Source organism: Streptomyces sp. NBC_00203 (assembly GCF_045206325.1).
Taxonomy (GTDB): domain Bacteria; phylum Actinomycetota; class Actinomycetes; order Streptomycetales; family Streptomycetaceae; genus Streptomyces; species Streptomyces lutosisoli.
On the sequence record NZ_CP108126.1, the window covers coordinates 2,500,022 to 2,513,915 of the forward strand.

Sequence of the window (13,894 nt, forward strand, 5' to 3'; positions counted from 1 at the left end):
CTGTGCTCCTTGTGACGCGCGTGCCCGCCCGCCGCTATGCCTCTGGGCCGAAGTTATTTCCCGGCCTGTCCCCCTCGACGTCGCTTACGGTGACCCCGTGAGCCGACCTCTGCTCTTCCTCGACGTCGACGGCCCCCTCAACCCGTACGCGGCCCAGCCGGAGCGCCGGCCCGAGGGCTACACGACGATCCGGGTGACCCTGACCCTCGGCAGGCCCCTGCGCGTCTGGCTCCACCCCGATCACGGCCGCGCCCTGCTCGCTCTCGGCTACGACCTGTGCTGGGCCACCACCTGGATGGATGCCGCGAACCTCTGGATCTCCCCGGTCATCGGCCTCCCCGAGCTCCCGTACGTCGACTTCACGGGCGCCCTGTTCGCCGAGCGCCCCGACGGGGTGCACTGGAAGACGGAACGGATCGTGGCATACGCCGAGGGCCGCCCCTTCGCCTGGGTGGACGACGAACAGAGCCCGGCCGACGACGCGTACGTCGCCGCCCACCATCCCGGGTCCGCACTGCTCCACCACGTGAGTCCCCGACTGGGCCTGCGCGAGGGCGACTTCACGGCGCTGGCGGAGTTCGCCGCGGCTCACACGGCGGAGCGGTAGCACTCCACGGAGGAGTGGGCGTTGTACACGTCCAGGAGGCGGTCGACGGCCGAGGTGGCGTACGTCTTGGTGCAGAGCCCGCCGAGTGCGATGGGTGAGCCGTCCGCGTACGTGTATCCGTACGCGCTGGGGCTGACGTCGGCGTGGTGGACGACATCGCGGCCGGTCTGCCGCTCCAGCCCCGTCTCGGAGAGCTGGAACACCCCGAGAAGGTCGGCGTGGGCGATACAGCCCCAGGACAGCGGATCGTGGAAGTCGCCGAGCCGGTCGACATTCGGCGACGCGCCCGGGAACTCGACTGCACAGACGTCGCTCACCGTGTTGAAGGCATGGTCGATGCCCACGCATCCGACGCTGTAGGCGTCCGGCCCGAAGCGGGCGGCCACACCGAACTGCCGCGAGCAGAAATCGTTCCAGTGGGCCTCGGTCAGCGTGTTCACCTCGGGGTTGCCCGAGTTGCCGGGGTTGCCGGGCGGCGGTGCGTTGTCGTCGGGGGGCGTGTCACCCGGCGGCGCGTCGGCCGGAGGCGAGGTGGTCGAGGGCGACGGCGAGGACGAGGCCGAGGACGTGACGCTGGGCTTCCGGGACGGGGAGGTACCCGGTTCCGACGCTCCCTTCGAGCCCGGCTCGCTCTCCGGTCCGAGGGGCACACGCGAGGTGGGCGTACCCGAGTCCGCGGGCACCGGCACGGCTCCGGGCACCGCTCCGGCCGCCGGGGACGGCCCGGAAGCCCGGTCGTACGGCAGCCGCACGGCGAGCGTGCCGAGCCCGCCCAGCAGAGCGAGGAGCAGGGCCCCGGCCACCAGGAGTCCGGCCACCGGGACACGGTCGGGCAAGCGCCCCCGCTCGAATGCGGCGAGCTCCGCGAGACGCGTCTTGATGTCCGGATACGGCGGGAACCAGTGCGTCCAGTTCTCCTTCTCGGATTCCGGCCGCGGCGGGGGACCGACGAAGCACAGCTCCTCGACGAGCCGGCCGCCGCGATCCGGTGTGGTGAGTACTACTCCGAGCTCCGTCAGTATCTCGACCAACGCGGGCTTGTCGCTGGTCAGTTGTACGGCGACGGCGTCGGCGGCGACCACACGTCGTCCCACGATCTCCGCCCGGGTGACCCGCGCGAGCAGCCACGGAACGCCGAAGAGCACCAAGACGCACACCGAGGCGAGCCACAGGACCACGCCGATCGCCCTCGTGATCATGACGAGGATCAGACTGTCGACCATGTAGTCGGCCTGGCTCTGTCCCTCGTAGCGCGGCACCTCCGGGTCGCCCTTCCTGAAGCCCCGCGACACCATGCGCAGCAGCTCGGCGATCTCCCGGGCGGGCACGGCGAGGGACAGCGACCAGCCCAGCAGGGCGTACGACAGCCAGGTCGGCGTGGTGCCCCGAGCGGCCGTCACGGAGACTTCGTGCGCGGCGACTGCCTCCAGCAACTCGTCGTCGTCACCGCACAGTTCGACAAGACCCGAGGTGAAGACGATGGTGGCACCCCGGCCGTACCCGACCACGAAGGCGTTGTGCGCGTCGTCGTCGATGACGCGCACCCGCGGGACGTCCACCCCGAGCTGCGCCGCGAGACGAGCGACGCTCTCCTCCAGCTGCCGCTCGGCCGGCTCTCGCGCGCCCCGCATGCCCGCCACCGCACTCGACAGCCGCGCCGATGCCGCCACGAAGGTGAGCGTGACCACGAATGCGATGAGCGAGAGCACCACGAGTCCGGCCTTCTCGGAGCCGGTGATCGCGGCCACGACCAGAGCGACGAGCCCGGCGTTGAGGACCGCGACGCAGATCAGCACACCCAGCAGAACCCGGTGCCGAACCCGTAGCCCCGCCACATACGCGCGCGCCCCGGCAACCGCTCCCTCTTGTTCAGCCGCCGGAACCATCCCCACCACCAGCCCTCGACCGCTCACAGACGGTCACGGCAAGGGTGGCAGCATTAACCCGCGGTGAAGTCGCACAAGAGGCGTAATTCCAGCACCAGTCGAAGCACACTCAAAGCCGCGCGCCCTCCCGCCGAAACGGAAGGGCGCCGAGAAACTCCGGGGGGCCAGGAGCGCCCCTTAAGGGGCGCGGGGCTGTGACACATGCGGCTCCGCCGCGTGGGCGCGACCAGCCACGAACTACCTGCAGCCGACGAACAAACCCCTCGGTTGCGACCCTCAGTTGTGGCTGTGCAGAACCTCGTTCAGCCCACCCCACACCGCATTGTTCGGCCGCGCCTCCACCGCTCCGGAGACCGAGTTGCGGCGGAAGAGGATGTTCGAGGCACCGGACAGCTCCCGCGCCTTGACGATCTGCCCGTCCGGCATGGTGACACGGGTACCGGCGGTGACGTACAGCCCCGCCTCGACCACACACTCGTCGCCGAGCGCGATACCGACGCCCGCCTCCGCACCGATGAGGCACCGCTCGCCGATGGTGATGCGGACGTTGCCGCCACCGGAGAGGGTGCCCATGGTGGATGCGCCGCCACCGATGTCGGAACCGTCGCCGACCACGACACCGGCGGAGATACGGCCCTCGACCATCGACGTGCCGAGCGTGCCCGCGTTGAAGTTCACGAAGCCCTCGTGCATGACGGTCGTGCCCGCGGCGAGGTGCGCGCCGAGGCGGACCCGGTCGGCGTCGGCGATACGGACGCCCTTGGGCGCCACGTAGTCCGTCATGCGCGGGAACTTGTCGATGGACGTCACCTGGAGGTGCAGGCCCTCGGCGCGGGCGTTCAGCCGGACCTTCTCGACGTCGTCGACGGCGACCGGGCCGAGCGAGGTCCAGGCGACGTTGGCGAGGTGGCCGAAGATGCCGTCCAGGCTCTGGCCGTGCGGCTGCACCAGGCGGTGCGAGAGCAGGTGCAGACGCAGGTACGTGTCGTGCGCGTCGAGCGGCTTGTCGTCCAGCGAGGCGATGACCGTGCGGACCGCGACCACTTCGACGCCACGGCGTGCGTCAGGGCCGATGGCCTTCGCCGCGCCCTCACCGAGCAGCTCCACGGCCCGCTCGGCGGACAGCCGCTCGGTACCGGCCGGGCCGGGCTCGGCGGACAGCTCGGGGGCGGGGAACCAGGTGTCGAGAACAGTGCCGTCGGCGGTGAGGGTGGCGAGCCCGGCGGCGACGGCGCCGGTGGTACGAGTAGCAGTCGTGTCGGTCATGGGGAAAACCTAACTTGGCGGGGGCCGCCCGGGCGAACCGGTGCGCGGGGCGTCTCAGGTACCGGGCGGTCACCTGGTCACGGGGAGCGGGCGGGCCCACGGAATCACCGGACGGCCGGGTCCGCGCGGGTTCAGCGCATCACCCGCCCCAGCACCTCCCGTGCGCACCCCTCGTCGTACGAGGTCCCCGTCAGCAGCACCTGGAGACAGATGCCGTCCAGCAGGGCGACGAGCGCCCGGGCGGTGACGGGATCCGTGCGCCGGGCGAGGGGGTCGACGAGGCTTTCGACCCACTGGGCGGCGACGGGGCGCAGGGCGGGGCGGCGGAGGGCGGCGAGGTAGAGCTCGTACTCCAGCTCGACGCCCGTGCGGTCGCCGGCGAGCCACTCGCCGATCAGGGCGGCAAGTTCGGCGGCGACGTCGACGTGGGGGTCCTCCAGCGCGCCGTGCGCGGCGAGGACCTTGGCGAATCCCTCGTTGGCCTGGCGCAGGGCGGCGACCATGAGTTCGTCGAGGGTCTTGAAGTGGTACGTGGTGGAGCCGAGCGGCACATCGGCCTCGGCGGCGACGGAGCGATGGCTCAGCCCGGCGAGGCCCTTGGCGCCCACGACACGGATCGCCGCGTCGATGATCCGCTGCCGCCGCTCGGGGTCGTACCGGCGCGCCATCAGTGCGCCCCGCCCAGGTTCAGCAGCACGACCCCGCCGATGATCAGCGCGATCCCGGCGACCTTGGCCGCGTTGAGCCCCTCCCCCAGGAACATCATGCCGATCGCGGCGATGACGGCGGTGCCGACGCCGGCCCAGATCGCGTAGGCCGTGCCGACCGAGACGGTCTTCAGGGTCTGGGCGAGCAGCGCGAACGCGATGACGTATCCGAGGCAGGTCACCAGCGACGGCCACAGCTTGCTGAAGCCCTCGCTGTACTTCATGGCGGTGGTGGCGCCCACTTCGGCGGCGATGGCTCCGGCGAGCAGCACGTATCCCATGCGTACGAGTGTACACATCGATACGTACACCCGTACACAAAGTCCCCCCACAACCCCCGTAGGCACCATCCGGCGCACCGGATATCGTTCGCGATCACAGTGGGGGCTGGAGTCACGGGACTCCCGGAGCATCGGAGCGCAAGGGCGATGTCGGACACATCGGGGTGGGGACCATCGGGGCCGTACGGCGGCCCTCCGGGCGGCTGGGGCTGGACACCGGCGCCCCCTCCGCCCAAGCCGGGTGTCATACCCCTGGCACCGCTCGGCGTGGACACCGTCTTCGGCGGCGCCTTCGCGACGATGCGCCGGTACGCGAAGCCGCTGTTCGGGTTCGCCGTGCTGGTCAACCTCGCGCTCGCCGCGCTGATGGCGGGCGCGGCGGCCGTCGCGTACGCCGCCGTGAGCGATCATCTGCACGCGATCTACGACACGACCCGTGATCCGCGCTGGGCCGACTTCCGGCCCGTTCTGCTCGCCTTCGGCGCCGTGTGGGTCTTCGCGCTCGTGGGCCTGACGGCCGCGAGCGCCCTCGTCCAGGGCTCATGTTCGGCGACCCTGCACGACGCCGTGCTCGGCCGGCGGGCCACCCTCGGCCAGATCTGGCGGCGGACCTGGCCGCGTACCCCGTCGGTGCTCGGCGTGATGCTGCTGCTCGGCCTGATCCTGATGATCCCGCTGCTGTTGTTCGCCGCAGTGTTCGTGTCGTTCTTCCTGGCCATGGTCCTGGGCAGCGATCTGCCGTACGGCGTCTTCTTCCTGCTCATGCTGCTGACCGTGCCGCTGGCCGTGTGGCTCTGGGTCCTGTTCTCCTTCGCCCCGGCCGCCGTCGTACTGGAGGCGGCGGGACCCGTGCAGGCGCTGCGCCGCTCGGTGCGGCTGATGCGCGGCGCTTGGTGGCGCACCTTCGGCATCACCCTGCTGGGCGGTCTGACGACGCTGATCCTGTCGCTCGCGATCCGGCTCCCGCTGCAGTTCGCGATGCCCACGCCGCAGCCGTACGACCCCTCGTCGCCGCCCGCCTCGGACGCGGCGGACGTCTTCGCGCAGAGCCTGCCGCACGCGGGCGTCTACCTGGCGCTCTCGCTGCTCGGAAGTTTCGTCACCCAGCTGTTCACCATGGTGTTCCTGCCCCTGATCTCGACCCTGCTCTACATCGACCAGCGCATCCGCAGGGAGGGGCTCGCGGACATACTCCTGCACGCGTCGGCGCCGCCTCCGCCGCCCGCGGCGCCGGACTCGGCCCACGAGTGAGGCGATAGGGGGAGACGGCCACGCCGGCGGTCTCCCCCGCGGTGCGGGCGACCGCGACGCGACAGCACAGGCGATGAACAGCCAGGTCACAGCCTTGCCCGCGGTCCCGCCCGAAATTTCCGACGGATTCCCGCGCACACGATTGACGCGCGTAGACGACACGCGTAGAACACCGTCCGTACATCGGCGCGTAACACCCAGCGCCTAGAAATCTCCGCGACCGGTCAACAGCACGTCCATGCACCAACTCGCCCCGCTCTTCCCCCCGTTGAAGGGACGCACATGGACAGAACGCTCAGGCTCGGCGCCCGCGCGACGGCCGCCGCTCTCATCGCGTCGGGGGCGCTCGTCGCCCTCCCTCAGACCGCGCAGGCGGCCACCGTCACGATCTCCGCCATCCAGGGTTCGACCCGGGTCTCCCCGTACAGCGGCTCCTCGGTCACCACCACCGGCATCGTCACCGCGATCCGCTCCACCGGCTCCTCGCGCGGCTTCTGGATCCAGAGCGCGAGCGGCGACGGCAACGCGGCGACCAGTGACGCGGTCTTCGTCTACAAGGGTTCGACGACGCCGAGCACGACGGTCGGCAACAGCGTCACGGTCACCGGCAAGGTCTCCGAGTACTACCCCGACACGGACGGCGGCAGCCAGTCGCTCACCGAGATCTCCAGCGCGACCTGGACCACCAACTCCACCGGGAACACGCTGCCTTCGGCCACCACGATCAGCGACTCGACGGTCCCCGCCACCTACACGCGCACCAACAGCGGTGGCTCCATCAACTCGTACACCCTGGCCCCGACGACGTACGCCCTGGACTACTACGAGTCCCTGGAGGGCATGCGCGTCTCGGTCGGCAGCTCGCCCGTGGTCGGCCGGACCGACGAGTACAGCGAGCTGTGGGTCAACGTGAAGCCCTCGCAGGTGACTTCGGCGCGCGGCGGCTCGCTGTACTCCTCGTACAGCAGCCAGAACTCGGGCCGTGTCCAGATCAGCACGCTGCTGTCGTCCACCTTCCCGACGGCGAACGTCGGCGACACCCTCTCGGGCGCGACCGGCGTCATGGACTACATCGCATACGGCGGCTACACCCTCCAGGCCACCACGCTCGGCACGCTGACCTCGGGCGGTATCGCCAAGGAGACCACGACGGCTCAGTCGACGAGCCAGCTCTCGGTGGCGACGTACAACGTGGAGAACCTCGACCCGACCGACGCCGCCTCGAAGTTCACGGCGCTCGCCTCGGGCATCGTGACCAACCTCAAGTCGCCCGACATCGTGGCCCTGGAGGAGGTCCAGGACAACAACGGTGCCACGGACGACGGCACGGTCGACGCGAGCACCACGCTCTCCACACTGATCGCCGCGATCAAGACGGCGGGCGGTCCGACGTACTCGTACACCCAGATCAGCCCGACCAACGACGCCGACGGCGGTGAGACCGGCGGCAACATCCGCCAGGTCTTCCTCTACAACACCGCGCGCGTGGGCCTGACGTCACTCACCGGCGGCACCGCGACGACCGCCAACTCGGTGGTGAACAGCAGCGGTACGGCGCAGTTGAAGTACTCGCCCGGCCGGATCGACCCGACCAACTTGGCCTGGGACGCCAGCCGCAAGCCGCTCGCCGCGGAGTTCACCTTCAACGGCTCGACATACTTCCTGATCGCCAACCACTTCGTCTCCAAGGGCGGCGACTACTCGCTGCACAGCCAGTACCAGGCCCCGACCCGCTCCTCGGAGACCCAGCGCACCGCGCAGGCCGCGGCCGTCAACTCCTTCGTCGACTCGATCCTCGCGGTCCAGTCCTCGGCGAAGGTGATCGTCCTCGGCGACCTGAACGACTACCAGTTCTCGACCACCGCCACGACCCTTGAGGGCGGCGTACTGACCGACCTGGTGGACACCCTGCCGGCGTCGCAGCAGTACACGTACGTCTACGACGGCAACTCGGGGGCCCTCGACCACACCCTGGTCAGCTCCGCGATCACGTCGTACGACTATGACATCGTCCACATCAACAGCGAGTTCTCGGACCAGACCAGCGACCACGACCCGCAGGTCGTCCGGATCACTCCGTAGCGAACGGCCGGGCCCAGGGGCCGTCCGACGGGTCCGTCCGACGGGCCGGCCGGGCAGACCCTAGGCCCTGAACTCGGACGTGGTCATCAACTGGCTGGCCACGGGCCCCGGTTCACGCACTCGCGCCAAGCGGTCGAGCATCCGCCGCTTGGCGTGGGCGGCCCGTCGCAGGACCTCCACGCGCCGATAGCGCAGCAGTTCGGCGGGGTCGGGGCGGACGGCTCCGGCCAGTTCATAGCCGTACGAGGTGAGCCTGTCGCCCAACACGTCGTCGCACAGGGCGATCTGAGTGGGCGTCAGCCGAGTGGCCCAGTTCCCCACCCTTGAGGTGTCCACCGCGCCGTGGGTGCGCCGGTGCCAGGTCTTCCGTGCGGGCACGGCCACCTCGGCCACCCGGTACGGCTCGCTCATCTCGGGGACGTACTCCTCCCCCAAGAACCCGCACACACCGCGCAGTTGGCCCTCGGGGTCGGCCACCAGGTCCTCGAAGCGCAGTTCGTGCCAGCTGCCGGATCCCAGCCTGCGGGCGTACTTGCGCGTGGTGTCCATGACCTGCGACCAGGTGGCCACGGCCTCGTGGAAGCCGCGATGCCACCAGGGCATGCCGAGCAGCGAGGCGACACAGTCCCGTCCGTCCCGTACGAGATGGATGAACTGGGCGTCGGGGAAGAGCCGCAGGATCTCCGCCACGTGCAGCGCGTACGCGGGCCGCTTGTCCCCCCACCGGACCTTCCCGTGCTCCTCTGCGTACGCCTGGAGCGCGATCCCCAGCGCCGATCCGAGCGTGGGTGGCCCCTCGGTGATCCGCTCGGCCACGCGCCCGGGGTCCACCCCGAGCTCATGGAACCGCGTCTCCTTGCGCCCGGTGATCCACTGCGCGAGCCCGGCCCGGTTGCCGCGCTCCTTCAGATCGCCGAAGCCCAGCCGCCCCTCGTAGGCGGGCAGCACGAACCGCGTCTCGGGCGGCAGCGCGATCCGTGGATGCGCGTGCAGCATCAGCTGCAGCAGTGTGGTCCCGGAGCGGGGACAGCCGAGAACGAAGACGGGGCGCAGGGAGTCAGACACGGTTCCACGCTGCCGCGACCCGATGAGGCCGGACTGGGATCACGCTGAGAATGCCGTGTGAACGCGCCGCACCCCGAGCCGGACCGGCACCGAGTTCCTGTGGACTTCCCATGGATCACCGCGGAATCGATCAGGCATCACTGGGATATCACTGAGGGATCACTGAGGGAAACGGCTGCTCGGACGTCACCGTGTCCACTACTGTTTCACCAGTCGCGCACATGGCCTCCACGGCTACCGCCGTTCCGAGCGCCCGCGCCCCCCACTTGTGCTGAGACCAGTAGATCTCTTGTTACCGCGACCAGCCGACGAATCCGCGATCGCCACGGGCGACGCTGGAGGAACGCGCATGCCAGAAATAACCCCTGGGCCCGACCAGCCCGCTCACTCCACGGAGCTGGAGCCCTGGCGCCCCAGGCCGCACGGCACGCCCTACCCCGTGCAGACGGATCTCGACCCCGAACCCCCGGCGCCGTGGGAGACCGGACGGGTCACGGACGAGGGCCGGCTGCCCGGGACACGGCGGCTCTGGCTGGCCGGCGGGCTGGCCGTGGCGGTACTCATCGCCACGGCGACCGCAATCGCCCTACAGGACAACGGTTCTGACGACTCATCACAGAACCGGGCGAACGAGACCACCTCCGACACGGGCCTCCTGTTCCCGCCCGGTGCCTCCGCCGGGACCACCGGCTCGACCGTGGCCCCGGCCGGCAAGAACGCCTTGTCCTCGCCGCAGTCCTCCCCCTCCGCCACCGCCTCACGGGGTTCCGCCTCGCCCAAGCCCTCGGGACAGGGTTCCGACGCCCAGCCCGCCTCCGGACAGTCGAAGCCCGCCTCGTCCAGCAAGTCCCCCTCCTCCAAGCCGACTTCCTCGCTGAAGTCGATCCAGTCGGCCAACTACCCCGACCGTTACTGGCACGTGAGCGACGGCGCCGTCCGGCTCGATCCGGTGGGTTCGGGCAGTTCGGCCACGACCAAGCAGGACGCCAGCTTCAAGCTGGTCGAGGGGCTCGCGAACTCCTCCTGCTACTCGTTCGCCACCACCGACGGTACCTACCTCCGCCACCGCAACTTCTTCCTGCGCGCCGACCGCGACGACGGCTCCGACCTCTTCGAGAAGGACGCCACCTTCTGCCCCCGGACGTCGTCGTACTCCGGCGCCGTCATGCTGGAGTCGGTCAACTACCCGGGCCGCTATCTGCGCCACCGCAACTTCCAGCTCCGCCTGGACGCGTACGAGAACAGCACGCTCTATCGCGCGGACTCGGCGTTTCGTGTGGTCAAGGGCTGGGACTGAGCCCCGAGGGTTCACCGGCCCTCGGACGAGCCGGAAACCCTCGAAGGCCCCGCCCCCGCAGGATCAGCGTGTGAAGTACACCGAGCGGAGCTTGAGCCGGTCCGTGGCCGGGCGGCCGTGCGGGCGCAGGGTCCAGGAGTCGCCCGTGCAGTCGGGCTCGGTGAACACCAGGGCGTATTCGTCGGTGTCGTTGTGCGGGGCGAAGGCGGGCTCGGAGGCGTCCGGGTCCGCGACCTCGGCGAGCGTGACGCACTCACCGCTCGGCGGGTCGTGCAGCGTGGCCGACTGCGGCCGGCCGTCCAGTCCGACGTACTGGTACGAGAACTGGCCTGTCGCGGCACTGGCCGAGGCGGGCAGCGTGACGACGAGCGCGAGTGCGCCGAGGGCGGCGGCGACGGAATGACGAAGACGCATGGGAGAAATCCGTTTCCCTCAGGTGGAGTTCGAACCCGACCACCGTCTCCCATGCGACCTCACGCCAGATACGCCGACCACTCGAATGCAGTAAGCGGAATCGTTCACGCATTCACCCGCACGGATGGCCTCACGGGGCGCCGACGACGACGTGGGGCCCCGGTGCACACAGCACCGGGGCCCCACGGGCAGTGCAGAGGACTCAGACGTTGAAGCCGAGCGCCCGAAGCTGCTCGCGACCGTCGTCCGTGATCTTGTCCGGGCCCCACGGCGGCATCCAGACCCAGTTGATGCGAAGCTCGTTGACGAGGCCGTCCGTGGCGGACTTGGCCTGGTCCTCGATGACGTCGGTGAGCGGGCAGGCCGCGGACGTCAGGGTCATGTCGATCGTCGCGATGTTCGCGTCGTCGATGTGAATGCCGTAGATGAGGCCGAGGTTGACGACGTCGATGCCCAGTTCGGGGTCGACGACGTCGTACAGCGCCTCGCGGAGTTCTTCCTCCGAGGCCGGCTTCGTCGTCAAGGTCTCGTTCTCGCTCATGCCGTCTTCCTCTCGGCGCTGTCGCCCAGAGCCTGGGCCGTCGCGTCCTTCCACGCCATCCAGCTCAGGAGAGCGCACTTCACCCGGGCCGGGTATTTGGAGACACCGGCGAACGCGACCGCGTCCTCCAGCACCTCCTCCATCGCGTCGTCGGGCTCGATCCGGCCCTTGGACTGCATCAGCTCCAGGAAGGTCTCCTGGATCTTCTGCCCCTCGGCCAGGTCCTTGCCGACCAGGAGCTCGTTGAGCACGGAGGCCGAGGCCTGGCTGATGGAGCAGCCCTGGCCCTCGTACGAGATGTCCGCGATCCGCTCGCCGTCGTACTTCACGCGCAGCGTGATCTCGTCGCCGCACGTCGGGTTGACGTGGTGCACCTCGGCATCGCCATCCCGCAAGCCCCGCCCGTGCGGGTGCTTGTAGTGGTCCAGGATGACTTCCTGGTACATCGAATCAAGCTTCACGTCTCAGCCGCTCCTCAGCCGAAGAAATTCCGGACGTGCTCCAGGCCGTCGACCAGAGCGTCGATCTCGGCCGGCGTGGAGTACAGATAGAACGACGCTCGCGTGGTCGCAGGAATTCCGTAGCGCAGGCAGACCGGGCGGGCGCAGTGGTGGCCGACCCGGACCGCGATGCCCTGCTCGTCCAGGACCTGGCCCACGTCGTGCGGGTGGATGTCACCCAGCGTGAACGAGATCGCCGCGCCGCGGTCCTCGGCCGTGGTCGGGCCGATGATCCGCAGGTCCGGGACCTCCAGGAGCCGCTTCACCGCGTACTCGGTGAGCGCGTGCTCGTGGGCGAGGATCTTGTCCATGCCGATCGAGGTCAGATAGTCGATCGCCGCACCGAGACCGACCGCCTGCGCGATCGGCGGGGTGCCGGCCTCGAACTTGTGGGGTGCCGGGGCGTACGTCGACGAGTGCATCGACACGGTCTCGATCATCTCGCCGCCGCCGAGGAACGGAGGCAGGTCCTCGAGCAGCTCCTGGCGGCCCCAGAGGACGCCGATGCCCGTCGGGCCGCACATCTTGTGGCCGGTGAAGGCCACGAAGTCGGCCTGGAGGGCCTGGACGTCCATCGGCATGTGCGGCGCGGCCTGCGAGGCGTCGATCAGGACCAGGGCGCCGACCTCCTGGGCGCGGCGCACTATCGCCTCGACCGGGTTCACGGTGCCCAGGATGTTCGACACCAGCACGAAGGAGACGATCTTCGTCTTCTCCGTGATGATCTCGTTGATGTTCGAGAGGTCGAGACGGCCGTCGTCGGTCAGGCCGAACCACTTCAGCTTCGCGCCCGTGCGCTGCGAGAGCAGCTGCCACGGCACGATGTTGGAGTGGTGCTCCATCTCCGTGATGACGATCTCGGTCTCGTGGTCCACGCGGTAGGGCTCGTCGGCCCAGCCGAGCATGTTGGCCACGAGGTTGAGCGACTCGGAGGCGTTCTTGGTGAAGATCACCTCGTCGCGGCTCGGCGCGTTGATGAACGCGGCGACCTTGTCGCGCGCGCCCTCGTACAGCGCCGTGGCCTCCTCGGCGAGCACATGCACACCGCGGTGGACGTTGGCGTTGTAGCGCTCGTAGTAACCACTGAGGGCGTCCAGCACCTGGCGCGGCTTCTGCGAAGTCGCCGCGTTGTCCAGGTACACAAGCTTCTTACCGTCGTGGACCAGGCGGTCCAGGATGGGGAAGTCCTTGCGGATCGCCTCGGTGTCGAGGAGGCCCGGCAGCTGCGTCACGCGGATACGCCACCCTTCGTGTAAGCCTCGTAGCCCTCGTTCTCCAGCTTGTCGGCGAGCTCGGCGCCACCGGACTCGACGATCCGGCCGGCGGAGAAGACGTGGACGAAGTCGGGCTTGATGTAGCGCAGGATGCGCGTGTAGTGCGTGATCAGCATGGTGCCGACCTCGCCGCTCTCGCGGACGCGGTTGACACCCTCGGAGACGATGCGCAGGGCGTCGACGTCCAGGCCGGAGTCGGTCTCGTCGAGGATCGCGATCTTCGGCTTGAGGAGCTCCAGCTGAAGGATCTCGTGGCGCTTCTTCTCACCGCCGGAGAAGCCCTCGTTCACATTGCGCTCGGCGAAGGAGGGGTCCATGGAGAGGCGCTCCATGGTCTCCTTGACCTCCTTGACCCAGGTACGCAGCTTGGGGGCCTCGCCGCGGATCGCCGTGGCGGACGTACGCAGGAAGTTGGAGACCGAGACGCCGGGGACCTCGACCGGGTACTGCATCGCCAGGAACAGGCCCGCGCGGGCGCGCTCGTCGACGGACATCTCCAGGACGTTCTCGCCGTCGAGGGTGACGGTGCCGCCGGTGATCGTGTACTTCGGGTGGCCCGCGAGCGAGTAGGCGAGGGTCGACTTGCCGGAGCCGTTGGGGCCCATGATGGCGTGCGTCTCGCCCTGCTTCACGGTCAGGTCGACGCCCTTGAGGATCTCCTTCGTGGCGTTGTCGGCCTCGACGGTGACGTGCAGGTCGTGGATTTCAAGCGTTGCCATGGGT

14 protein-coding genes are annotated in these 13,894 nt (G+C 69.4%); 4 read left to right on the plus strand and 10 right to left on the minus strand.

Translation table 11 applies throughout. The features are described 5' to 3' along the window. The first annotated feature begins 97 nt into the window (after positions 1–97). Entirely contained in the window at positions 98–607 is a 510-nt protein-coding gene (locus OG975_RS11530) for a hypothetical protein (RefSeq protein WP_406329030.1), read from the plus strand. Here OG975_RS11530 and OG975_RS11535 read toward each other — a convergent pair. The 4 genes from OG975_RS11535 to OG975_RS11550 form a co-directional block, all read right to left on the minus strand. Further along, positions 589–2,493: a M48 family metalloprotease gene (locus OG975_RS11535; RefSeq protein ID WP_406329031.1), complete on the minus strand. Its 1,905-nt coding sequence runs from the start codon at positions 2,491–2,493 to the stop codon at positions 589–591. The two genes, OG975_RS11530 and OG975_RS11535, sit on opposite strands and share 19 nt — an antisense overlap. A 276-nt stretch (positions 2,494–2,769) precedes the next feature. Next, entirely contained in the window at positions 2,770–3,759 is a 990-nt protein-coding gene (gene dapD, locus OG975_RS11540) for a 2,3,4,5-tetrahydropyridine-2,6-dicarboxylate N-succinyltransferase (protein WP_327427822.1), read from the minus strand. A 131-nt stretch (positions 3,760–3,890) separates the two neighbouring features. Continuing rightward, positions 3,891–4,427, minus strand: coding sequence for a TetR/AcrR family transcriptional regulator (locus OG975_RS11545; RefSeq protein ID WP_406329032.1), 537 nt, complete (start codon positions 4,425–4,427; stop codon positions 3,891–3,893). Then, entirely contained in the window at positions 4,427–4,747 is a 321-nt protein-coding gene (locus OG975_RS11550) for a multidrug efflux SMR transporter (RefSeq protein WP_330303719.1), read from the minus strand. Before OG975_RS11550 ends, OG975_RS11545 begins: the two co-directional genes overlap by 1 nt. 147 nt (positions 4,748–4,894) lie before the next feature. On the opposite strand from OG975_RS11550, the gene OG975_RS11555 reads away from it, so the two are divergent. Together OG975_RS11555 and OG975_RS11560 are read left to right on the plus strand one after the other, a co-directional pair. Beyond that, complete coding sequence (locus OG975_RS11555; protein WP_406329033.1) at positions 4,895–5,998, plus strand: hypothetical protein; 1,104 nt, start codon at positions 4,895–4,897, stop codon at positions 5,996–5,998. Positions 5,999–6,280: 282 nt separating this feature from the next. Then, the gene (locus OG975_RS11560; protein WP_406329034.1) at positions 6,281–8,080 is read left to right on the plus strand and encodes an endonuclease/exonuclease/phosphatase family protein; all 1,800 of its coding nucleotides are present in this window, start codon (positions 6,281–6,283) and stop codon (positions 8,078–8,080) included. A gap of 60 nt (positions 8,081–8,140) precedes the next feature. On the opposite strand, the gene OG975_RS11565 is transcribed toward OG975_RS11560, so the two are convergent. Further along, positions 8,141–9,145: a sulfotransferase family protein gene (locus tag OG975_RS11565; RefSeq protein ID WP_406329035.1), complete on the minus strand. Its 1,005-nt coding sequence runs from the start codon at positions 9,143–9,145 to the stop codon at positions 8,141–8,143. A 349-nt stretch (positions 9,146–9,494) separates the two neighbouring features. On the opposite strand from OG975_RS11565, the gene OG975_RS11570 reads away from it, so the two are divergent. Beyond that, positions 9,495–10,442, plus strand: coding sequence for an AbfB domain-containing protein (locus OG975_RS11570; protein ID WP_406329036.1), 948 nt, complete (start codon positions 9,495–9,497; stop codon positions 10,440–10,442). 63 nt (positions 10,443–10,505) lie between these two features. Here OG975_RS11570 and OG975_RS11575 read toward each other — a convergent pair whose 3' ends face one another. From OG975_RS11575 to sufC, 5 genes are all read right to left on the minus strand, one after another. After that, positions 10,506–10,856, minus strand: coding sequence for a hypothetical protein (locus OG975_RS11575; RefSeq protein ID WP_406329037.1), 351 nt, complete (start codon positions 10,854–10,856; stop codon positions 10,506–10,508). Positions 10,857–11,058: 202 nt separating this feature from the next. After that, positions 11,059–11,397, minus strand: a complete 339-nt coding sequence (locus OG975_RS11580) for a metal-sulfur cluster assembly factor (RefSeq protein ID WP_028803403.1) — start codon at positions 11,395–11,397, stop codon at positions 11,059–11,061. After that, on the minus strand, positions 11,394–11,858 hold the full coding sequence (gene sufU, locus OG975_RS11585) for a Fe-S cluster assembly sulfur transfer protein SufU (protein ID WP_406329038.1): 465 nt from the start codon (positions 11,856–11,858) through the stop codon (positions 11,394–11,396). The genes OG975_RS11580 and sufU overlap by 4 nt, the downstream gene beginning before the upstream one ends. Before the next feature lie 14 nt (positions 11,859–11,872). Further along, positions 11,873–13,129 carry a cysteine desulfurase gene (locus OG975_RS11590; protein ID WP_327427830.1) on the minus strand — a complete coding sequence of 419 codons (1,257 nt, stop codon included), beginning with the start codon at positions 13,127–13,129 and terminating at the stop codon, positions 11,873–11,875. Then, positions 13,126–13,890: a Fe-S cluster assembly ATPase SufC gene (gene sufC / locus OG975_RS11595; protein ID WP_406329039.1), complete on the minus strand. Its 765-nt coding sequence runs from the start codon at positions 13,888–13,890 to the stop codon at positions 13,126–13,128. Before sufC ends, OG975_RS11590 begins: the two co-directional genes overlap by 4 nt. Positions 13,891–13,894 lie beyond the last annotated feature (4 nt).

Coding starts and splice junctions, on each gene's coding strand:
- sufC (WP_406329039.1), bottom strand. CDS start 13,890: ATGGCAACGCTTGAAATCCACGACCTGCACGTCACCGTCGAGGCCGAC.
- OG975_RS11535 (WP_406329031.1), bottom strand. CDS start 2,493: ATGGTTCCGGCGGCTGAACAAGAGGGAGCGGTTGCCGGGGCGCGCGCG.
- OG975_RS11545 (WP_406329032.1), bottom strand. CDS start 4,427: ATGGCGCGCCGGTACGACCCCGAGCGGCGGCAGCGGATCATCGACGCG.
- OG975_RS11575 (WP_406329037.1), bottom strand. CDS start 10,856: ATGCGTCTTCGTCATTCCGTCGCCGCCGCCCTCGGCGCACTCGCGCTC.
- OG975_RS11580 (WP_028803403.1), bottom strand. CDS start 11,397: ATGAGCGAGAACGAGACCTTGACGACGAAGCCGGCCTCGGAGGAAGAA.
- OG975_RS11560 (WP_406329034.1), top strand. CDS start 6,281: ATGGACAGAACGCTCAGGCTCGGCGCCCGCGCGACGGCCGCCGCTCTC.
- dapD (WP_327427822.1), bottom strand. CDS start 3,759: ATGACCGACACGACTGCTACTCGTACCACCGGCGCCGTCGCCGCCGGG.
- OG975_RS11555 (WP_406329033.1), top strand. CDS start 4,895: ATGTCGGACACATCGGGGTGGGGACCATCGGGGCCGTACGGCGGCCCT.
- OG975_RS11550 (WP_330303719.1), bottom strand. CDS start 4,747: ATGGGATACGTGCTGCTCGCCGGAGCCATCGCCGCCGAAGTGGGCGCC.
- OG975_RS11570 (WP_406329036.1), top strand. CDS start 9,495: ATGCCAGAAATAACCCCTGGGCCCGACCAGCCCGCTCACTCCACGGAG.